Annotated in this window: 18 protein-coding genes; 4 read left to right on the top strand and 14 right to left on the bottom strand. The window is 59.1% G+C overall.

The window, feature by feature from the left end; genetic code table 11:
- Position 1 precedes the first annotated feature (1 nt).
- The 4 genes from KGP25_RS12160 to KGP25_RS12175 all read left to right on the top strand — a co-directional run bounded on the left by KGP25_RS12160 (position 2) and on the right by KGP25_RS12175 (position 6,521).
- On the top strand, positions 2 to 2,668 hold the full coding sequence (locus KGP25_RS12160; RefSeq protein WP_223539007.1) for a PAS domain-containing hybrid sensor histidine kinase/response regulator: 2,667 nt from the start codon (positions 2 to 4) through the stop codon (positions 2,666 to 2,668).
- Positions 2,665 to 4,839 carry a glycoside hydrolase family 2 TIM barrel-domain containing protein gene (locus KGP25_RS12165; protein WP_223539008.1) on the top strand — a complete coding sequence of 725 codons (2,175 nt, stop codon included), beginning with the start codon at positions 2,665 to 2,667 and terminating at the stop codon, positions 4,837 to 4,839. Before KGP25_RS12160 ends, KGP25_RS12165 begins: the two co-directional genes overlap by 4 nt.
- Positions 4,840 to 4,933: 94 nt before the next feature.
- Entirely contained in the window at positions 4,934 to 5,221 is a 288-nt protein-coding gene (locus KGP25_RS12170; protein ID WP_223539009.1) for a VF530 family protein, read from the top strand.
- Positions 5,222 to 5,228: 7 nt separating this feature from the next.
- Positions 5,229 to 6,521, top strand: coding sequence for a glycoside hydrolase family 10 protein (locus KGP25_RS12175; protein WP_223539010.1), 1,293 nt, complete (start codon positions 5,229 to 5,231; stop codon positions 6,519 to 6,521).
- A 39-nt stretch (positions 6,522 to 6,560) separates the two neighbouring features.
- Here the strand turns inward: KGP25_RS12175 and dsbG are convergent, their stop codons facing one another.
- The 14 genes from dsbG to KGP25_RS12245 all read right to left on the bottom strand — a co-directional run bounded on the left by dsbG (position 6,561) and on the right by KGP25_RS12245 (position 21,692).
- Positions 6,561 to 7,319 carry a thiol:disulfide interchange protein DsbG gene (dsbG, locus tag KGP25_RS12180; protein WP_223539011.1) on the bottom strand — a complete coding sequence of 253 codons (759 nt, stop codon included), beginning with the start codon at positions 7,317 to 7,319 and terminating at the stop codon, positions 6,561 to 6,563.
- Positions 7,320 to 7,360: 41 nt separating this feature from the next.
- Positions 7,361 to 7,972 (bottom strand): DsbA family protein, encoded by a 612-nt coding sequence (locus tag KGP25_RS12185; protein ID WP_045910632.1) that lies wholly within the window; start codon positions 7,970 to 7,972, stop codon positions 7,361 to 7,363.
- Positions 7,973 to 7,979: 7 nt separating this feature from the next.
- Positions 7,980 to 10,004 (bottom strand): protein-disulfide reductase DsbD domain-containing protein, encoded by a 2,025-nt coding sequence (locus KGP25_RS12190; RefSeq protein ID WP_223539012.1) that lies wholly within the window; start codon positions 10,002 to 10,004, stop codon positions 7,980 to 7,982.
- Between the two features lie 48 nt (positions 10,005 to 10,052).
- Positions 10,053 to 10,424: a hypothetical protein gene (locus tag KGP25_RS12195; protein WP_223539013.1), complete on the bottom strand. Its 372-nt coding sequence runs from the start codon at positions 10,422 to 10,424 to the stop codon at positions 10,053 to 10,055.
- 87 nt (positions 10,425 to 10,511) lie between these two features.
- Positions 10,512 to 11,072 carry an RNA polymerase sigma factor gene (locus tag KGP25_RS12200; RefSeq protein WP_223540558.1) on the bottom strand — a complete coding sequence of 187 codons (561 nt, stop codon included), beginning with the start codon at positions 11,070 to 11,072 and terminating at the stop codon, positions 10,512 to 10,514.
- Between the two features lie 5 nt (positions 11,073 to 11,077).
- Positions 11,078 to 11,497, bottom strand: coding sequence for a hypothetical protein (locus tag KGP25_RS12205; RefSeq protein ID WP_069719192.1), 420 nt, complete (start codon positions 11,495 to 11,497; stop codon positions 11,078 to 11,080).
- 149 nt (positions 11,498 to 11,646) lie between these two features.
- Positions 11,647 to 12,165 (bottom strand): AAA family ATPase, encoded by a 519-nt coding sequence (locus KGP25_RS12210; RefSeq protein ID WP_069719191.1) that lies wholly within the window; start codon positions 12,163 to 12,165, stop codon positions 11,647 to 11,649.
- Between the two features lie 118 nt (positions 12,166 to 12,283).
- Positions 12,284 to 13,834 carry a methyl-accepting chemotaxis protein gene (locus KGP25_RS12215; protein ID WP_223539014.1) on the bottom strand — a complete coding sequence of 517 codons (1,551 nt, stop codon included), beginning with the start codon at positions 13,832 to 13,834 and terminating at the stop codon, positions 12,284 to 12,286.
- 89 nt (positions 13,835 to 13,923) lie between these two features.
- The gene (locus KGP25_RS12220; protein ID WP_023344186.1) at positions 13,924 to 14,940 is read right to left on the bottom strand and encodes a LacI family DNA-binding transcriptional regulator; all 1,017 of its coding nucleotides are present in this window, start codon (positions 14,938 to 14,940) and stop codon (positions 13,924 to 13,926) included.
- Between the two features lie 28 nt (positions 14,941 to 14,968).
- Positions 14,969 to 16,375 carry a sucrose-6-phosphate hydrolase gene (locus tag KGP25_RS12225; RefSeq protein WP_223539015.1) on the bottom strand — a complete coding sequence of 469 codons (1,407 nt, stop codon included), beginning with the start codon at positions 16,373 to 16,375 and terminating at the stop codon, positions 14,969 to 14,971.
- The gene (locus tag KGP25_RS12230; protein WP_023619263.1) at positions 16,375 to 17,745 is read right to left on the bottom strand and encodes a sucrose-specific PTS transporter subunit IIBC; all 1,371 of its coding nucleotides are present in this window, start codon (positions 17,743 to 17,745) and stop codon (positions 16,375 to 16,377) included. Before KGP25_RS12230 ends, KGP25_RS12225 begins: the two co-directional genes overlap by 1 nt.
- A 66-nt stretch (positions 17,746 to 17,811) precedes the next feature.
- A complete protein-coding gene (locus tag KGP25_RS12235; protein ID WP_045908770.1) occupies positions 17,812 to 19,329 on the bottom strand; it encodes a carbohydrate porin in 1,518 nt (505 codons plus the stop codon).
- Positions 19,330 to 19,501: 172 nt separating this feature from the next.
- Positions 19,502 to 20,392 carry an aminoimidazole riboside kinase gene (locus KGP25_RS12240; protein WP_111966627.1) on the bottom strand — a complete coding sequence of 297 codons (891 nt, stop codon included), beginning with the start codon at positions 20,390 to 20,392 and terminating at the stop codon, positions 19,502 to 19,504.
- 88 nt (positions 20,393 to 20,480) lie between these two features.
- Positions 20,481 to 21,692 (bottom strand): diguanylate phosphodiesterase, encoded by a 1,212-nt coding sequence (locus KGP25_RS12245; protein WP_223539016.1) that lies wholly within the window; start codon positions 21,690 to 21,692, stop codon positions 20,481 to 20,483.
- Positions 21,693 to 21,728 lie beyond the last annotated feature (36 nt).

Consider the following 21,728-nt stretch of genomic DNA (forward strand, 5'->3'; position numbering starts at 1 on the left):
GATGAGTTCGTTCACGTACGATCTTAACGCACTGCCGGCCGCCGTCATGATTTATGACCGCGAGGAACGCCTTCAGGCCTGGAATCACAACGTGGCCCTGTTTTATCCGGTCATAACCCCGTGGCTGAAGGTGGGGACGACACTTGAGGCGCTGGCGGAACGCTTTATCGATGCCGTTTACAACGTCGACCCCGGCCTGCGCCAGACGCTGCGCGAGTCGATCGTGCGCAACTGTCGGCAGGATAAACATTGCGAAGTGCGGCAGGCGGGCCAGCGGCGGATCTTCGTCCAGCACCAGCGGCTTGCGGACGGCGGCATTGTCAGCCTGCACAGCGATATCACGGAGCTGGATGAAGCGCAGCGCGCGCGCCATCAGCTGCATGACGACTTTCTGCTGACGGCGGAATCCATCCATATCGGGATCTGGGACTGGCAGGTTTCTGGCGACACGCTCCAGGTGAATGACACCCTGCTTGCCATGCTGGGCCAGTCGCGCACACAGTGGCGATATCCGGTACGTTTTCTCCTCAATCAGGTCCACGAGGACGATCGCGCAGCGCTACGCAAGGCGCTGCACGCTTCGAAGCAGGATCACCGTCCGGTCTTTGAATGTGAAATTCGCGTGCATCACCCTACCGAAGGACTGCGCTGGATGCTGCTCTCCGGCCAGGTGGTCACCCTCTCCATTGAGGGAAACGCCGAGCGCGTGATTGGCACGCTGCAGGATATTACGCGGCGCAAAGAGGCTGAAATTCAGGCGTTCGCCTCGGCCATTGAGGCACAAAAAGCCAATGAGGCGAAAAGCGCGTTCCTGGCGAATATGAGCCATGAAATTCGTACCCCGATGAACGGCATTATTGGCATGACCCAGCTGTGCCTGGATACGTCTCTCAGTGCCGATCAGCGCGATTATCTGACCCTGGTGATGAGCTCTGCCCAGTCTCTGCTGCATATCATCAACGACATTCTCGATTTTTCCCGAATTGAAGCCGGCAAAGTGGAGCTGGAGGCGGACCCCGTGCCTGTGCGCACCTTTATTCAGTCGCTTATTCGCCCACACATGCCGGGGGCGAGCGAAAAAGGCATTGAGCTGCTGGTTGATATTGCGCCCGGCGTCCCCGACGTGCTGCTGGTCGACGGCGCGCGTCTGCGCCAGATCCTGACCAATCTGCTGGGTAACGCGCTGAAGTTTACCCATCAGGGAGAAGTGATCCTGATTGTTGAGCCCGACGATAGCGCGGACAGATGGCGTTTTCGCGTGCGCGACAGCGGCATTGGCATACCGGCAGATAAGCAGAAGGCTATTTTTGAAGCCTTCAGCCAGGCGGACAACTCAACCACCCGCCGCTATGGCGGTACGGGGCTCGGGCTAACCATCTCTGCGAGACTGGTTGCTGCGATGGGGGGCGAATTAACGGTCTCCAGCGAGCCGGGAAAAGGCAGCGAATTTTCGTTCTCGCTGCCGCTGGCGGCGCAGACCCTTGCGCCCGGAGAGCGCCCACATAGCCAGCGCTTTAACGGGGAACCCGTGCTGGTGGTTGATGATAACGCGACCAACCTGCGGCTGCTCGCAGCGATGCTCAGCCAGATGGGGCTGAAACCCACCTGTGTTAACAACGCCAGCGAGGCCATCAACCGGGTTAAAACGGGAACGGCTTGGCCGCTGATCCTGCTGGACGCGCAGATGCCGGATATGGACGGCGTGTCGCTGGCCCTTGAGCTTTCGGTTCTGCCGCAGGTTGCTGAGAGCCATATCATTATGCTGAGCTCCATGAGCCGACATTTTGATATCAATATGCTGAAGCGGATCGGGATCAAGACCTATCTGCATAAGCCTATCGCCCAGGATGAATTACATCAGGCGATTGCCGCCGCGTTTGAACGTTCGCCGGCGCCCGTGGGTGAAAGCACCCCCGCGCCTGTCGCCTCGCCAGGAGCTACGGGACTGCGGATCCTGCTGGCTGAAGATAATCTGGTCAACCAGAAGGTCGCCGCGCGCCTGCTCGAGCGGCTCGGCCACACCTGTCAGATCGTCGATAATGGCGTCGCGCTGCTGGAACGCTGGCGCGAGGATACGTGGGACGTTTTGCTGATCGACCTTCAGATGCCAGAGATGGACGGTGAAACCGCCATTCGTCTGCTGCGTGAAGAAGAACGGTCCCGCCCCGGCCCGTCTCAGCCCACCGTCGCCATGACCGCACACGCCATGCAAGGGGACAAAGAGCGCTGTCTTAACATGGGTTTCGACGGCTACATTGCCAAACCCATCAGCCAGGAGCGTCTCGCTGAGGAGATTGCTCGCGTACTCCAGCGCCATGAAGATTTCTCCGACTTTCCGGATGAAGCACGCCTGCTGAAGCAGTGCGCTGACGATCCCGCCCTGGTGCAGGAGCTGCTGGCCCTGTTTGGCGAAGGGCTAAATGAAGCAATCAAGACCATTACCCAGGCGATCGACAGCAACGACCGCGAGGCGCTGCGCCGCGCGGCCCACAAGCTGCGCGGAGAGGCCGTCACCCTGGACTTCAGCACGCTCGCACAGCAGCTTCAGGTGCTGGAAAGCGACGCGCATGCGCTGGATGGGCAACAGCTTGCGGCCCTGAATGACAACCTTCGCCAGGAATCGCTGCGCCTGATGGCGTGGCTCACCGCACGCGGGGTAAACGCATGATGACTCGCAACTGCGCGCTGCTCTTTGCCCTGTTGACCACCCACACGGTGGCGAACTCCGTGCCGGTCAGCTGGTCACTGGCAGGAGAATGGCAGGTTCAGGATGCCAATGACAGCGCACATCCTGCCGCATCAGGCTGGCGCCCGCTTCAGGTTCCTGCCAACTGGTACAGCGCCGGATACGATCACCAGGGCGCGCTGTGGTATAAGCACGCGTTTTCCCTGCCCGTGCAGCCCCCCGACGTAATGAGTACTCTGGTGTTTGACGGCGTCGATTATCTTGCAGAGGTGACGCTGAACGGCCAGCCGCTGGGCAAGCATGAGGGCTATTTTCAGCGCTTTTCGCTGGATGCCCGTTCGGCGTTACAACGTCACAACCAACTCGTGGTCAGGGTCGACAGCCCTTACGAAGATCCCACTAAGGTCTGGCCGCTGCATAAAACGCTCATGAAAGGGATCCTTAACCAGCATGACACCCGTCCCGGTGGGGCCTGGTCGCCGCAAGGACAGGACGCTAACTCAGGCGGCATCTGGGCACCGGTCAGGCTGCATCTTAGCCGGGGCGCTACCCTTGATGAGACCATCCTGCGGCCCGACTGGACGCAGGGGCTGACTCGCCCGGCGTTAAAGGCGGAGATTCGCTATCGCGCGCTCGATCCGGGCCCGGCGACCCTGCGGCTCACCGCCACGCCCGCCAATTTCAGCGGCAAGCGCTATCAGGCTGATTTTCCGGTTACCCTCGAAAGCGGCGCCCATTCCGTGCAGGTGACGCTGCCCATGCCGAAGGCAAAACTGTGGTGGCCCGTCGGCACGGGGAAACCGCACCTGTATACCATTCGCGTGGCATTACGCGATGAAAACGGCCTGATGGATACGGCGGTCACCCGCACCGGGCTGCGTAAGATCGTCGAGCAGCCCGACAATAAGGGCTGGCTCATTAACGACAAACGCCTTTTCATTAAGGGCAGTAATTACATCGGTTCCCCGTGGCTCAGCACCATGACGCGAGAAAAATACCGTCGCGATCTTCGTCTGGTGGAGGCCATGAACGCCAACGCCATACGCGTGCACGGACACGTTGCCGGACGTGCATTGTATGACGTGGCCGATGAGATGGGGATGATGATCTGGCAGGACGTCCCGCTGCAGTGGGGCTACGACAGCCGTGACGCCTTTACGAAAAATGCGGTTCGCCAGACGCGGGAGATGATCAAACAGTTTGGCAATTCGCCCGCCATCATCGTCTGGGGCGGGCATAACGAACCGCCGTGGAACTCGCCGTGGATGGAAAAACGCTTCCCGGACTGGAATAAAGATCTGAATCGCGATCTCACGCAGCAGGTAGCGGATACGCTTGCCGAAGATACTTCGCGCATCGTGCATCGCTTTTCCGCCGTTGAAGAGCATTACTGGGCGGGCTGGTACTTCGGCACCGTGCGCGACCTGCTTGCACCGGCTAAAACGGGGATCATTACCGAGTTCGGCGCGCAGGCGCTTCCCCGCTTATCGACACTAAAAACCATCATCCCGGCGGCCTCGCTCTGGCCAAAAACGACCGCCGCTGACGATCCCGGCTGGACCGTCTGGAAATACCATAATTTTCAGCCCTTCCAGACCTTTAAGTTTGCCGGTATTCCGCGCGGGAAGAACATTCAGGCGATGATTCGCAATACTCAGGCGTACCAGTCTCAGCTGGTGGCCACGGCGGCAGAAAGCTATCGCCGACAGCGCTACCAGCCGGTGACGGCCCTGTTCCACTTCATGTTCGTGGAAACCTGGCCCTCCATCAACTGGGGCGTGGTGGACTACCTGCGTAAACCTAAGGCCGGGTTTTACGCGCTACAACGTGCGTACCAGCCTGTTCTGCCATCCATTGAACCGGTCACCGCGCAGTGGCAATCCGGGGCGGCGGCGACCGTGCGTCTGTGGGTCATCAACGACACCTGGAAACCGTGCCGCGAATGCCGTCTGACCTGGCGCATCACCCAGCGCGATAAGGTGCTGGCAAAAGGCACGACGACGATGACGATCGCAGCAGACTCGGGAACGATGGTAAAAGCGGTCACGGCTACGCCCGCGGGCCAGGATGGCGTGTCGATTCGGTTTACGATAAAAAACAGTGCGGGAAAAATTGTCGGCGAAAATCAGCGCACGGAGTCCGTCATAAAGTGAGCGAGGGGAAAAGGAAAATTGCCGCTTCCCCTGCTTTCTTGTACCCTTTCAGCGTTTACCCCAATCCCCTAAAAATCGAGACATCCGGACGCCTATGACTGCACATATTTCCAAAGATCCTTTGCATGGCGTAACGCTGGAGATGATGGTCAACGCCCTGGTGGCGAAATATGGCTGGAGTGAGTTGGGCGACCGCATCAAAATTAACTGTTTCAGAAAAGACCCCAGCGTTAAATCGAGCCTGAAATTTCTGCGCCGCACCCCATGGGCGCGCGCGGAAGTGGAAGCCCTGTATCTGGACTCTCTCAACGATGAGGGAAATAAAGCGCAGGCGGCGCCCGCCTTTAATCCCTGGGCCAACAGTCGGATTATCAAGAGCTAATACGCAAATGACGCGACACGTAAAACGGAACGGTGCGCTGGCTGCCTGCGCGCTTTTACTTGTGAGTTGCTCCTCAAAACCACCGAAATCGCTGGTTACCCCTCTCCCCACCGTCAGCAAACCGACGCCGCAGGCAAACCAGCCGATGCGCGGCATCTGGCTGGCGACCGTCTCGCGTCTCGACTGGCCCCCGGTGGCCTCGGTGAATGGCCGCAGCGCGGACCAGCGCATCGCGATGCAAAAGCAAGCGCTGATCGCAAAGCTCGACAACCTTAAGCACCTCGGCATCAACACGGTCTTTTTCCAGGTGAAGCCGGACAGCACGGCGCTCTGGTCATCCAAAATTTTACCGTGGTCAGATATGCTGACCGGCAACATCGGTGAGTATCCGGGGTACGATCCGCTGCAGTTTATGCTTGATGAAGCGCACAAGCGCGGCATGAAGGTCCATGCCTGGTTTAACCCCTATCGCGTGTCGACCAACACCAAACCGTCCACCATCGCCGCCCTGAACCGGACGTCATACCAGACGCCGTCCAGCGTTTATGTCCAGCATCCGGAGTGGGTGCGCATCTCAGGCGACCGCTTTGTGCTTGATCCGGGCATTCCCGAGGTGCGGGACTGGATAACCAAAGTGGTGACCGAAGTGGTGGCGAACTACCCGGTAGACGGCGTGCAGTTTGATGATTACTTCTATGCCGAATCGCCGGGCTCCGCGCTGAATGATTCGCAGACCTGGCGGCAGTACGGCCAGGGTTTTGCCTCAAAAGCCGACTGGCGAAGGCACAACACGCAGCAGCTGATCGTCCAGGTCTCCCGCGCAATCAAGCAGACAAAGCCCGACGTTGAGTTTGGCGTCAGCCCGGCGGGGGTATGGCGTAACCGCTCCTTTGACCCGGCAGGCTCCGACACACGGGGCGCCGCAGCCTATGATGAATCCTTCGCCGATACGCGTCAGTGGGTGCAGCAGGGCCTGCTGGACTACATCGCGCCGCAGATTTACTGGCCCTTCGCGCGTGATGCCGCGCGCTACGACGTGCTGACCAGATGGTGGGCCGACGTCGTGAAGCCGACCCACACGCGCCTGTATATCGGCATTGCGTTCTACAAGGTGGGCGAACCGTCGAAAAACGAGCCGGACTGGACGGTTCAGGGCGGCGTGCCGGAGTTGAAAAAGCAGCTCGATCTCAACGATTCGCTGCCCAACGTCAACGGCACCATCCTGTTCCGGGAAGATTACCTGAACCAGCCGCAGACCCAGCAGGCGGTAAACTACCTCCGTGGACGCTGGGGTAGCTAAGTAACGATCAGGCAGAAACGCCCGTTTCTGCCTGTTTTTTTACGGCTTCGGCCCGAACATCGCCTCGAGCTGCTGCGCATCCGGCATCCCCACCACCTGCTGCAGCTCGTTTTCCGCATTCAGATAATAAATAGCCGGCGTGGCGTTAGCGCCCAGGCTGTCCATCAGCGCCTGATGTTTCTGTAGGATCTCTACCGTTTCGCGGGAAGCCTCGCCTTCAGGCTTGGGCAATTTTTTGCCGCCGGAGAGCTCGTATTCGCGCCAGGCCGCAACCGGATCTTTCGCATTCAGAATGGCGGCGGCGTTGCGTCCGCTGTTGGGGTTGAGGAACGCCACCAGCAGCGTATTGAGCTGCACCTTACCGGCCTTCACCCACGGCTGCGCCTCGGACCAGAACTGCTTGCAGTACGGACAGAACGGATCGGCAAAGACAAAGACCTTACGCGGGGCGCTATCCGCCCCTTCCTTCAGGGGATGCGCCGCGTTGAGGTTTTTCCACATCTCGCGTCCCATCGGGGCGTAGATCTCTTTCTGGAAATAGCCCTCGCTGAGGTTCTTCCCTTTTTCATCATAAAGATATCCCGAGATCACGTGCTTGCCGTCCGGCGTGAGAAAGAGCGTCACGCCCATATCCTGATACTGCCCCAGCCAGGCTGGCGCCCCGCCCGGCGCATCCAGCTTCTTGATGATTTTGATGTTTTGCTGCTCGCTGAAGTGCTTCACCACATCCGGTATGGCTTCAGCCGCCTGTACCAGCCCTGACGTCGCCAGCGCCGAAAGTAACAGTAATTTTTTCATTTCCCTCTCCGGTTTGTCGGGGGCTTTTCGCCCCCTTCAGGTTAGCGGTTTTTCAGTGCTTCACTGACCATTTCGTCGAATTGTTCGAACGGTACCCAGCCGGGAAGCAGCCCCTCGCCGATAAGCGTGGCGGGCGTGCCCTGGATCCCCATTTTTTCCGCCACAATGAGGCTGCGCCTGATCGTCAGAAAACTCTCCTCGTCCGGCGTCGTCACGCTCACGCCCGCCCGCTTTTGTGCCTCCTGAATGCTGGCGTCATCGTGGTACCCCTTTTTCGCCATCAGGGTGTGGTTCAGCTTCATAAACTGCTCAGGATGCGCACGCCAGACGGTTAACGCGTCTCGTGCGGCGGTCAGCGAACTTTCCGAGCGGAAAGGTAAAAACTTAAAGACCACCGCCACGTCCGGATGTTTTTCGACAATCTTCTCCAGGTACGGATCGAATTTTTTACAGTACGGGCAGTTGTAGTCGGTAAACACCACCAGGGTGAGCTTTGGGTTTTTCGCGCCGATGCGCGGGGAGTTTGGATCGTTAAACAGGAAATCAGCGATCATCTTCTGCGCGCGCTGCTCCTGGTCCGGCGTCAGCGGCTGGGCAGCAAACACCTGAACCGGGGCCAGCAGGAGCAGCAGCGTAATAAGGAATTTTTTCATGACACAGTTAGCCTTTTGCGTTGTTCAGGGTGGTGACCAGGGTGCGCTTGTCCAGCAGCGGCGAGAGGATCTCGCCATCAGGCAGGCCGGGGCCATACACTGCGTTAAACGGAATGGCGTAGCGGTTTCGCTTCGCCAGAAAATCCGCGATAAACGCGGACGGCTGGCTCCAGTCTCCGCGCAGGGCCACCACGTCCGGCTGGCGCAGCGCGGCAATCACGTCCGGCTGACTGAGTACGCGGTGCTCGTTAACTTTGCAGGTCACGCACCAGTCCGCCGAGATATCCACAAACACTCGCTTCCCCTGCGCCAGCGCCTGCTCAATGGCCTCTTCACTGAGCGGCTGCCACGGGACGGTTTGCGCAACGCTTTGTGCCGGAGCATCAGACGGCGCGTTAAGCAGACCGCGCACTTGATACCCGCCGAACGCCGACAGCGCGATGACCACCAGCCAGAACAGCGGCGAAGATTTTTGCCCCTTCAGTGCGAACAGCACCAGCGCAGAGGCAGTCAGCGCCAGCATCACGATCTGGCTGACCGCCTCGCCCAGATGCACGCTCAACAGCGTCGCCAGCCAGAGGCTGGAGGCCAGCATCATCATGCCGAGGATGACCTTGAGCGTGTTCATCCAGCGGCCGGGTTTCGGCAGCAGCATGGCCGTTTTCGGTACCAGGGCAACGAACAGCCACGGCAGACTCATGCCCACGCCGAGCATCAGGAAGATCAGCCACAGGGCGTGCAGCGGCGCGCCAAGGGCAAAGGCGACCGCGGTACCGAGGAACGGTGCGGAGCACGGCGTCGCCAGCAGGGTGGCGAACATCCCTTCGCAGAAGCTGCCTCCGATCCCCGATCCCCCTGCCGTCGCCAGCCGTCCGGCGGCGGCAGAAGGCAGCAGCATCTCAAACGTTCCAAACAGGTTCAGCGCAAACAGGAAGGTCACGGCAACCATCAGGCCGATAAACCACGGGTTCTGGAACTGAATGCCCCACCCCAGCGACGCTCCGGCCAGCTTCAGCGCGGTGACCATCCCGGCCAGCAGCATAAAAGAGGTGAGGATCCCGGCGCTGGTGGCCAGAAAGCGCAGCCTGATGGCGCGGCTGTTCGATCCCGCCAGCAAGATGCTGTTAAGCTTCATGCCCATCACCGGCAGCACGCAGGGCATCAGGTTCAGGATCAGCCCGCCCAGCAGGGCAAAGAGCACCATTTTTCCCGTCCCGTCCGGCACGGAGGTCTCTTCGGGCGTTGTCCCAACGGTCATGGTGGTTTGCTGCGCCCGATCGCCGTTGGTCAGCACAAACGACAGCCTTTTGCCTTCCAGCGAAGCGGGTTTATCGCCCCATTCGTCGGTCACGGGTACCGTCACCCGAAGCGCAGTGCCGTCATGTTTAATGACCGGCTCGCCGGGCAGAATGTCACCCTCCAGCGGGTCAAAGTAGATCCCCGGATTGTCCCACTTCCCGTCCGTCGTGCCGGTAATCACCAGCTTGTCGCCAGAGAGCCAGGCAGAGAGATCCGTGGATACGCCAGACGTGCCCGGAACGGCGCGCATCGCTTGCCCGAAGGCGCTACGGAAGCCCTCATCCACCGGCTGGGTAAAATCGAGGTGCAGCGGGTAGTCCGTCAGCAGGCAGACGTTGCTGCACGTAGAGAGCGTCAGCGTCCCGTCGAGCGTGTCGCCCTTCGCTCCATCGAGCGTAATCGGGATCGTCACCTTATCGTGATAGCCCTGCGTGGTCATGCCGGAGATATCGAAGCGCGACGGTACCGGCCAGGACCAGCTGTCCGTTACGCCGTCCGGCCAGCTGATTTTCGGGGCCACGCCGCCCTCGCCCGGCGATCGCCAGTAGGTTTTCCAGCCGGGCTTTAGCTCGACGGTGAGCAGGCCCTTAATGTGCGTTTGTTCCCTCTCCGCCTGAAAGCGGATGCGGGCGTGATCGTTTTGTGGGGAGACCAGCCAGCCGGTGTCCGCCGCATGGACAATGCCGATGCAGGACAGCCACAGGAAGACGAATCCCCTGAAGAGGTTAACCATGTTGTACTCCGTGAACAGTGAAAAATTATCGTGTGGTGACGATGTTTTTCATTCACGGAAAACGCAGTTTTTAAGGTGTATTCGGGGAGGTGGTGCCTGAACGGGCTGTTCCGCCGGAGCCATTGCCCGCCCTTGCGTCAACAGCTGCAGCAGCGCGAAGAAGATAATAATGGCCGGTAACGCACCGTCGAAGAACAGCGGCTGCGCGCAAAGCAGCGAGTGTGCGCCGAGCTGACACGGCGACGGGCCGGGTTGTTCAGTGTTGCTGGATTGAGCCGGGGCATCTGCACTCAGTGAAATCTGCGGATCCAGTCCCTGTAAAAAATGGTTGAGCATCACCGCACGCTGCACGAGGCAAAGCGCCATCGCGAGACAGGTGATAATCAAAAGCCATTTTCCGAGGAGCTGACGGTTGCGCATAACATTCCAGAGTGACAAGACGCCCCGATCATAAACGATAGTGATGAATCTACAAGTGCCGGAAGTGTAAGGTTTTGTCTGTCGCCGCTATTCGCCCGTCAGCTCGTCATAGACGTCCCGCAGCCGCGTGCGCAGAAACAGCACCGCCTTGTGCTTGCGGGATAACAGCGCCTGTTCGCTGGCGCCGGTCTCCTCTGCCAGCATTTTAATGCTGTAGCCGTGGAGCTCGGTCTTTTCAAACGCCTCCCGCTGCGGCGGCGGAAGTTCAGACAGTGCCTGCCCCAGCTCTTCCCACAGCAGCGTTTTGAGATACTCCTCTTCCGGCGTGTGCGGCACGCCGAACAGGGTTTCGGCCAGCTCGTCCTCCGGGAAACCCTCCTCGTCTTCGCCCGTAAAATAGCCGGAGAGCGAAACCTCGCGCTTTTTACGCGCCCGGTCGGTCATCTCGTTACGCGCCGCGCGGAACAGCCAGGCGGCGACGTTTTCGACCGGCTGCTCCACTTTCATCAGCTGATACGTCACTTCCTGCAAAATGTCGTCGGCATCATCGCGCACGGAGGTCCGTCCGCGAATGAAGGCTTTCAGCCGGGCGCGGCAGGCGTTGAGCGCCGACATCAGCATGGATCCGCCCGCCTCCCCGGCTTTCATCTCGCTCACTCTGCTTCCGGCGCTTTTGGCGTGGCTTCACCGCGCTTATCGTCACGATGGCCATGCCAGCCGCAGTGGCCGCGACCATGGCGACCGAACCCTTCACGGCGCTGCTGAATAAACGCCTCACGCTGTTCGGGCGTCATGTTCATCCAGCGCTCGTGCATCCGGCGGTGCGCGCCAAACATCCCGGGGCGGAAACCCAGCCCGCCAAACAGAATGCGGCTCAGCACCAGGATCCCCAGCGCCTGCCAGAATCCGATGGCCTTCACGCCGAGGATCGCCGGGAGCAAGGCGTTCCACAGGGACATCACCAGCAGGCCGAGCACGATGAAAATCACCGCGCCGATGACTAAGCCCTTGCCCATACGGTGGCGACCAAATCCGCGCCCGTGGCCTCTGCCGTGCATTTCAAAATCTCTCATGGTGTTTACCTCGTTTACAGTAACTGATTATGGCTTGTGATGAGGTAGACGGATGAGGGAGTGAAATATTGCTGGGGGGAATGAATAATTTTGCGGGGAGCGTATTTTCACACGCCCCGTGAAAGCCATTACAGGCGCTTGTTCATGGTTTAAGGCCGGTTAAGCGCAATCTTATTCCTTATTTCCAGGATTTTATCTGCACACTCTTCCGCTGATAACAAAGCGGTGTCCAAGATGAGATGTTCTCTCTCCCAGGGTTCATACTCACGTTTTTTTACGCGTTCCCAGTCAGGAGGCGTGAGTCCCGGGATATCAGATATTCTGTTCTCTACGCGATAACGATGTTCTTTTTCGTCTGAGCAGACAATTTCAACTTCCAGGAAAGGGACATTCAACGACAGAGCAATATTGCGGAAAGCATCTCGCACAAGGTGAATATCATTAACGGAATCGGTCACAACGGTGGAGCCCAGCTTAAGATTTTCACTCGCTAAACCATAGAGGGCAAAATAGCCCTCCGGACCCGTTTTCTGACCGGGTTCAGAAACTGAACGAATGGCCTGCTCAACGGTATCAACCCGCAGGTAGACCGCTCCCAGCCTTTGAGCAACTATTTTTGCAACGGTGCTTTTACCGCTGCCGGGTAGCCCACTAAAAATAATTAACATAATTTCCCCTGGTGAGAGTTATATTAGATTTGTGCTGCCTGTAGAGACCTTCTGAATTATACAGTTACGGTTACGCCAGGTACAAAAAAGGCTCCTTGCGGAGCCTCCCCTCATAAAATCAAGCCTGCACCGGCAAACTAAAACTCGAAATACTCCGTGAAAGCTGCTGCGCCTGCTCTTCCAGCGAAGCCGCTGCCGCCGCGGACTGCTGCACCAGCGCGGCGTTCTGCTGGGTCACGCCGTCCATCTCGGTCACCGCCTGCCCAACCTGGCTGATCCCGCGGCTCTGCTCTTCAGAGGCGACGGAGATCTGCTCCATCAGCGTATTCACTTTATTCACCGACGAAATGATCGAATCAATCACCTCGCCCGAGCGGCTGACCAGCTCCGCACCGTTTTTCACGCTGGAAACCGACTGCGCGATCAGGCTTTCGATGTCTTTCGCCGCCACCGCGCTTTTCTGCGCCAGGGTGCGCACTTCGCTGGCCACGACCGCAAAACCGCGTCCCTGCGTACCGGCGCGCGCCGCTTCAACCGCCGCGTTCAGCGCCAGGATGTTGGTCTGGAAGGCGATGCTGTTAATCATGCTGGTGATGTCTTCAATGCGCTTCGAGTTCGCCGCAATGGTATTCATCGTGTCGATGACTTCACGGGTTACCGCTTCACCGGTGTGGGCATTTTTCACCGCGTCCTGCACCAGTTTTCCGGCCTGATATACATTATCGGTATTGTTCGCCACCGTCGCACTCAGCTCTTCCATGCTGGCCGCCGTCTGGGTTAACGCCGAAGCCTGCTGCTCGGTGCGTGACGCCAGGTCGATATTCCCGGAGGCAATCTCCTGGGCTGCGTGCGTTACGGTATGGCTCGCATCGCGCACCTGGGCGATGGTCGCCAGCAGCGCCTGACGCATCTGCTCCATCGAGCCCATCAGATGGTCGATTTCGTTGCCTGTACTCCCCTTCACCGGCACCGGAATGTCCAGCTTGCCTGCCGCAATCTGGCTGCAGTGCTCGCGCGCCAGGTTAACTGGCGCAAAGACAAAGCGCTTCATCAGCAGGCTGACGGCGACAATCACCACCACAAACAGGCTGGCGATAGCGGCAATGATCGCCAGGCCAGAGACGAAGTTACTGCTCGCATCCTCGTTCAGGCTTTTGGCGTATTTCTGGTGGACGGAAAGCACCTGGTCGAGAACGATCTCGTACTGGCGGTCGAGGCGGGAGACTTCCGGGATCAGCGCGTTGAATTTGGCAACATCGTGCGCCTCGGCGGCGTCGATCAGCGGCGCCAGCCCCTGGTTGCGGTAGTTTTGCCAGGCATCCTGATAGGCAGTGACCAGCGGCGCTTCATCGCTCAGGCGCGGCGACGCCATAAAGGCCGCAAAGGCGTGATCCGCTTTGGTCAGCGCCTCTTTCACGGCGGTAAGCTTTGCAGCGCCGTCCGCCGCGTTGCCCGCTTCCACCATCTTCACATACTCCATCACCCGCACGCGCAGCGTACGGCTGTGGTTAATAGGGTCAATAATGGACAGCACAACCTGGATCTCTTTGTTGACGTTATCCAGCGAATTATTACTTTTAATGATGAGGCCAACGCTGGTGACGGTGCTGACAACAAAGAAGAAAAGCAGCGAGAACAGGACAATCAGGGACGACTTTTTCAACGACATAAACCAATACCTCAAGGAGAATTATTCCTTATGGTTATCGGCCATTCCAAAACTTAAATTAATTAAAGTTATTGAAGTATCGAACCGGGCTATTTCGCTGACTTATAGCGTCGCTGCAGGGTGGCATTGAGCTTGCGCTGCAACGGCTGCGGCGTCTCCCCCTCGATTAATTTGCTAATCAAATCAAAGCAGTGCCACGCCAGTTGGCGGTTATCCTGACGAATGGTATCCACCGGGATCGTCAGCGAATCGTAGAGATAGTGATCGTCAAAACTGGCTAACCTGATATCGCTTTGCAGCAGGTTATGCTGGCCCATATAGCGCAGCACCCCTTCCAGCAGCCCGCAGGCGGCGGCGAAGAGCGCTTTCGGCGGACGCCCCAGGCGGGCGCAGAGTTCAGCAAACATCTCGTATCCGGAGCTCGGATGATAGTTGCCATGAATGATCCACTCGGGGCGCAGCGCCACACCGGCCTCACGCAGCCCTTGCTTAAAGCCTTCCAGGCGGTCGCGCGTGGGCGACAGACGGGGCTGCCCGCCGAGAAAGTAGAACTCATCAGGATGCTGGCGCGCAATGTCCGCCACCAGTTCGGTCGTCGGGGTAATGGAATCGGTGATCACCAGCGGCAGCGCGCTGTCGTTGATGTGGCGGTCAAACAGAACCACCGGCAGCTGCTCGCTCAGCTTATGGTAGTCCGCGTCGTTGAGCATACTGGAGGCCACAATCAGCCCGTCCACCTGACGCGCCACCATGTTGTTCACCACCACCGTCTCCTGCCCCGGGTTTTCATCGCTGCAGGAGATCAGCAGCTGAACGCCCGCCTCGCGGCACAGCGTTTCCAGCTCGTGAGAAAAGACGGCAAAACCGTAGTTGGTGATCTCAGGAACCACCAGACCAATGGTGTGGCTGCGGTTATCGCGCAACGAGCGGGCGTGAATGCTGGGCTGATAGTGGTGCTCTTTTGCAATTGCCAGCACGCGCTCGCGCGTCTCTTCCGCCACGCGTAGCTCTTTGCTGCGACCGTTCAGGACCAGGCTGGCGGTGGCTTTTGACACACCCGCCAGCTCCGCAATGTCTTTAATGGTGACGCGTTTTGTTTTTCTCACAACGACTTAGATCCGGCTGCCAAAACCCTCATTCTATCATGCAGGCGCGCAGCGACCAGTAGCGTAATGTGATATCGGACGCACCTTCGAATCGCACCCGGGCCGGATGGTCAGGAAAATAGCGGCTGCTCATCACCCCTTCGCCCTGGTTAATGAAGATTTCGACGCTGGATCGGTCGCACAGAACGCGTAAGTGACGGACGTCACCCTGCCAGTAGCGGGTCAGTGTTTCACCGGTTTTCAGGCTCGCGCGTTCCAGGCGCACGCCCTGCTCATCGACCTTGAGACGCAGCGCGCCGGCAAAATCGACGTTCAACTGCGATGCGTCCAGCTCAAACTCCAGACGCATCGCGTCCAGTTCGGGCGCGTCGCTGGCGCGCCCCTGCCAGTGCTGCTCATCTTCACGCAGCGCCGCCAGCTCGCGCGCCGGGGTCTGCCAGAGCCTGCCGTCGCGGAAGCGCAATTCTCGCGGGCAGGTCATCTGGTGCATCCAGCCGTGCGCCCGCGTGGGCTGAAGCATCTCTTCCCCGTCCGGTACGCCCATCCAGCCAATCAGGATGCGGCGTCCATCTTCCGCCAGCGTGGTTTGCGGGGCGTAAAACTCAAACCCCGCGTCCAGCTCGTGAAGCTCGCCGTGATCGAATGCGGCGCTGGCGTAATCAAAAGCCCCGCTCATCCAGGTGGCCGGATAGGTATTGAGGTAGCGATGCGGCTCGCGCGCCAGCCCCTGCGGGCAGCAGATCAGGACATGTGTCCCGTCGAGGGCGAACAGGTCCGGACACTCCCACATATAACCCGCGTCCGTCAGGCCGTTAACCCCGTGACCGGCGATCTCCCCGCAGGATGTCCAGGCGTGCAAATCGGCTGATGTAAACAGCAGCACCTTGCCGCGCTTCTGCACATCCTGAGCGCCGAGCACCATGTACCACATCCCCTCGTGCTGCCACACCTTCGGGTCGCGCACGTGGCCGGTGTAGCCTTCCGGCAGCGCCAGCACCGGCCCCAGCTTCCTGAAGGTCCCGTCCGGCTGCTCCACGGCCAGGCACTGCCATGCGGTACGGCTGCCGTCATCGAACTTAACGTTGCCGGTGTAGCACAGGGTCAAAATGCCCTCGTTATCGATGGCGCTACCGGAGTAGCAGCCGTTGCGGTCATACGCTTCGTCGGGCATCAGCGCCAGGGGCTCATGCCGCCAGTGCACCAGGTCCGGAGAGCTCCAGTGCCCCCAGCACTTAAAGCGATGCTCGCAGTCCAGCGGGTTCCACTGATAGAACAGGTGATAGCGGCCAGCGAACCAGATAAACCCGTTCGGGTCGTTCATCAGCCCCGTCACCGGCGCGGCGTGCCATTGCGGATAATGGCTGTCCGCCAGCGCCCGCGGCTGACCTGTCATAACGGCCTGCAGGATCGCAGGCCAGCGGGAAGGTAACGTCATTATTCAGAATCCGTTTTATATTTCAGCAGCAGTGAGACGGTAAACGCCACACCGAAGGCAATCACCATGCCGATAATATAGTTCAGCAGCGAGCTGGCCTGCACGATGGCCATGCCCGGAATGGCGGTCAGCCCGACGGCGGTCATGTACACATGCACGGAGACCACCCATGCCCCGCCCACCGCGCCGCCAATCAGCGCAGCGATAAACGGCTTAACGAAGCGCAGGTTGATACCAAAAATGGCCGCTTCGGTGATGCCCAGCATTGCAGAGAACGCCGACGGCAGGGTAATGGCTTTGATTTTGGCGTCTTTGGTTTTAAACCACACCGCCAGGCAGGCACCGCCCTGCGCCACGTTCGCCATGGCCCAGATCGGCAGCAGGAAGTTAACGCCAATCGACGGGTTGCCCAGCAGCCCGGCTTCAATCGCGTGGAAGCTGTGGTGAATACCGGTGATCACAATCACCGAATACAGTCCGCCGAACAGCAGCCCGGCGAGCCAGCCCGCGTGGGCGATCAGCGTGCTCAGAATAAAGGAGATACCGTCGCCCAGAGCGCGCCCCGCCGGGCCGATAATCAGCAAGGCGATAAAGCCGGAGATGACGACGGTGAGGAACGGCGTCAGGATCAGGTCTAACGCATCCGGGATCGCGCGGCGCAGGTTTTTCTCCACGATGCTCATAAACCAGACGGCCAGCAGCACCGGGAATACCGTGCCCTGATAGCCAATCATCGCGATCTCAAGGCCGAAGAAGTTCATGGTGTGGAAGCCCGACGCCACGCCCCAGGCGTTGGTCAGCGCCGGGTGGGTCAGAATGCCGCCCAGCGTCGCGCCGAGGTACGGGTTACCGCCAAATTCGCGCGCAGCGGTAAAGCCAATCAGAATAGGCAGAATGATAAACGCCGCCGAGCTGCACATGTCCAGCATGATGTAGATGGCGTTATCCGCATTGACCCAGCCGTAGGTTTTCACCATGCCGAGCAGGCCCATCAGCAGACCGGACGCCACAATCGCGGGAATGATCGGCACAAAGATGTTGGAGAGCAGACGGGCAATGCGCTGGAACGGGTTCAGCTTGCGCGCCGCCAGATCCGCAGCCTCAGATTTACTGGATTCGCTAATCCCCGCCGCCTGAATAAAGGCGGCGTACACCTTGTTGACCACGCCCGTGCCAAAAATCACCTGCATCTGCCCGGCGTTACGGAAGCAGCCTTTCACGCCGTCAACCTTGCCGATAGCCTGCTGATCCGCCAGCGCGTCATCGACCAGCACCAGACGAAGACGCGTTGCGCAGTGCGCCGCGCTGGCGATATTTTCCTTGCCACCGAGCAGCGGAATAAGCTCGCGGGCGATTTGATTAAAATCCATAGATACCTCTGCCTGACTTCTTTTTATGATGTGCGAAACGCTCCCGCCAGGCGGGAGCGTGATGGGTTAAAACCAGGTTTCCATCTGGACCCCAAAGTTCCATTCCCCGCCGGCGTTGAAGCCGCTGCTGCCAAAGGCATCATCGCTGGCGTAATGATCCAGTTTGCTGCTCCAGTCCATCCAGGTGGCAAACAGGCGCAGTTCGGGACGGCTGAAGAAATCGCCGATTTTGCTCGCTTTTAAGGTTGGCGCAAAGGTCAGCTTGTAGAAACTGCCGTTCACGGCGTTGCGATCCTTATAGCCTTCCGGGTTTAAATCCATGTACTGATAGCTGCCCTCAAACGCCAGCGCGAAATTCTGGGTGACCTCTTTGATCAGGCGGGTGTTGAGCGTTACCCACTCATAGCTATCGCCCTTGACGTAGCGATCTTTACTGCTCTGTGCCAGAACGGCGGGCGCAACGCTCCAGCCACCGCCGATCGGCGTGACACCGTAACTTGCGAAGCGCCAGGTATCCGCCTCTGACAGCAAGGCGCCATCGGAGCCGATGCTTTTCACCTCCGCACCCAGCCCGTGACCATACAGCAGCGCCGTTTTGGCGGTCCCTTCGCGCAGGCCGTAGAAGCTGTCATTATGCAAGCCCACCAGAGCATGAACGCCGTGATTGGCGGCATCCGTTTTGATGAGATCGCCGTTAGTGTCTTTACGGTCGTCGTTATCCTTCGCCCGCAGGCCGCTCACCATCAGCTGGAACGGGCCGGCGAAGTGGTTCATGCTGAGGATATAGTTCTGAACGTTGTTGTCGGTCTGCTCCACGCTGCCGAAGTTGCGGCCATAAATGGAGAAGTTGCTGCGCAGCGAATCGTTCCATTTCACGTCATAAACGCCGCCGCCGGTACCGGCCAGGAACACCACATCGGAATCCAGCCAGTGAATGTCAAAGTTGTCGCGGTCGAAGCGTTTACCCGCCCAGAAGGTGCTGCCCTTCAGCGCGCCGGTAAAATCAGGCAGATTGCCCAGCTCTGCGAAGGCCTGGCGAATATTGAGGTCGCTGGTATCAGCTGACCAGTCGTTATAGGTTCTCTGACCGTCGGCCAGCATCGCCTTGAAGCGCGTGGTTGCCCCGTTATCCAGGGTTTGCTTGTGCTCCAGGTTCAGCTCGACGTAGGTGTCGGCTTCGTTACCCAAACGCCCCACCGCACCGCCGGTTTCACCGGCTGGCGTCAGGTAAGGGCCGCTTTTGCTGCTGGAGGCCGCATCGTTCATCAGCAGGCCAGAGCGGGCATAGCCGTGGAACTCAAACCCGCCGGTCTGATCCGCCTTTTTCTCCAGCGCGGTGGTGCGCTGCGCCACCTCCTGGGTCGTCGTTTGCGCCTGCTGCTGAGCGGCAACCAGCTGCTGCGTTTTTTGTTCTGCTGCCGCGGCGCGTTTCTCAGCCACCTGCGCGCGCGTCTCCGCGTCCTGAAGGCGCTGCTCCATCGCGGCAAGGCGCGCTTCAATACTGGACATATCCGTCTGGGCAAAAACAGAGGTACTTCCGGCCAGCATGCCTATCATCACGGCAAGTCTGCGTTTTTTATACATTTTGTCGCATCCCTAAAAGAAGTCATTAAACGTGCTAAATTGCTAAACCGGTTTAGGTTGCTGATACTAAACCTGTGAATTTTGGATCGGCAATCTTTTTTGCTAAACCGATTTAGTAAGTGTGATCGAGGCGACAATTCAGGCCGCCGGATGGCGGCCAGGAGAGGAGAAATTACAGGTCATGCTGCCAGGGCAACGCGGTCATCGCCCCTTTGGCCGTGGTGGCCAGCGCGCCGCAGCGCTGGGCGAGCGCGATAACCGGCGTCAGGTCCTGTCCGGCGGCCAGCCCGTAGAGCAGCCCCGCCACAAAGGCATCGCCCGCACCGGTCGTATCGACGCACTGCACAGGCGTTGCCGGGTAGTGTTTTACGGTACCTTCATGCCACGCGGTTACGCCCGCTTTTCCCTGGGTAACCAGCACCAGACGCGCCGGGCAGCGCTGCATCAGCACCTCCAGACCAACGTTTACCGCCGCGCTGCCGGTGAAAAAGGCCAACTCTTCTACCGAGAGTTTCACCACGTCAGCGCTTTGCAGCGCCTGTTCAAGACAGCGGTGAAGTGCGTTCTCATCCGGCCAGAGATCCGGGCGAATATTGGGATCGAAACTGACGTAACCGCCCGCCTCCCGGATGGCGGCCATCGCCTGAAATGTCGCAGTACGGCTCGGCTCGGCGCTTAAGGCGATGGAGCAGACGTGCAGCCACTCCCCGGCGCTGAACGACGGCAGGTCGGCGGGTTCGAGAAACAGATCGGCGCTCGGGCGCACCATGAAGGTAAACGATCGCTCGCCGTGGTCGTCCAAATCGACCACCACCGTTGAGGTGCGGTGCGCCGGGTCAAGGCGCATCCACGTCACGTCAACCCGCTCGTCAGCGAGCGTTTTCGCCATAAAGCGCCCGAAAGGATCGTCGCCAACCCTGCCGATAAAGGCGCTCTGGCCGCCCAGTCGGGCAATACCGACCGCGACGTTCGCCGGCGCGCCGCCAGGACACTGCAGTAATCGACCTTCTCCATCGGGCAGCAAATCCACTACCGCATCGCCAAGTACCCAGATTTTCTTCATGTGATCCTCGTAGCTAAACTATGTTAAACCGTTTTAGCTATTTAAGCACAGGCCGGGCAAAGGGGAAATAACGGGAGGGAAATTTGACTTAACGCGCCAGATGCGGCCAGTGGATATCGCCGACGCCATTCAGCTGCGGCCGGGCAAACAGGAATCCCTGAAAGCGTCGGATCCCGGCAGATTCGAGCCAGCACCACTCCTCAATTTTCTCGATACCTTCCGCCACCAGGGTGATTTCAAGATCGGAGCAGCAGCTGATGATGGAGCGCACAATCGCCTGTTTCGGGCCGCTCAGGTGGATATTGCTGACAATTTCCCGGTCGATTTTAATTTTATCCGGCTGGAACCGGGTCAGCAGCGAAAGTCCGGCATAGCCCGAGCCAAAATCATCGATCGCCAGGCCAATCCCCTCACCGCGAAGCTGCTTGATGGCACTGTTAAACTGGTTGAACCCGGAGATCATCTCGTTTTCAGTGACTTCAATGACCACCTGCTCGGGCTGAAGGCCATGTTTTTTAATCTGATCGACCAGAAATTCCACTGCGCCAGGGACATTCACCAGCGACATGGGCAGCAGGTTTACCGCGATTTTATGGCTGCCAATGCCCAGCTTTTCCGCCAGCGCAAAGGCATAGGCTTTTGTCTGGAGATCGACTTCGTAGATGTTGTCCGGGTCGACGGTGCTGAAGAAATGCTCCGGGCTGCCGCCGTCGTTGCCGCGGATAAGCGCCTCAAGGGAGCTGATCTTCCCTTCCGAGGGCTCGACAATAGGCTGCAGCGCAAACTGGCAGGTTTGCCCGGCAATCAGGCCCAGGTGTGCGCCAAAGGGTAGCGTTTCGGTCGAGAGCGTCCATTTGTCCGCGGTGTAGCGTGCCCCCGACGGGACCGGACGTTTACCAGTTATAAAGGTCTGAATAAATTTGAACACCCGATCGTCGGAGGTCAGATAGCTGTCCAGCTTGCTGTAGCGCAGCACCGACTGCAGCACCTCTTTCGGCGACTGCGTTTGCAGATCAAACAGCAGCATGCCGACGTTTTCGAAGCGTCTGCGCGGACCATAGTCCCGCAGCAGTTCTACCACCCCGCTGTGCCGCTTGTCCTCACGGATGGTATGGAAAAGTTTGACCACACTCTCTTCCGACCCTTCGAGGATCTGCAGAACCTCATTCCCATTAGCCAGGAGTACGCCGGTAATAGCCAGTTTTGTGTTGCGGCCCCTGGCGCGCTCCACCAGCTCCCGCAGTTCGGTGGACGGGCGGGATAAATTCAACTGGCTTCGGTAGATCAGAGTCGTCAGCACAAAAAGGGGTTCCAATGAGAAAGAGAGGTGCCTTGA

Source organism: Enterobacter sp. JBIWA003 (genome assembly GCF_019968825.1).
Taxonomy (GTDB): Bacteria; Pseudomonadota; Gammaproteobacteria; order Enterobacterales; family Enterobacteriaceae; genus Enterobacter; species Enterobacter quasiroggenkampii.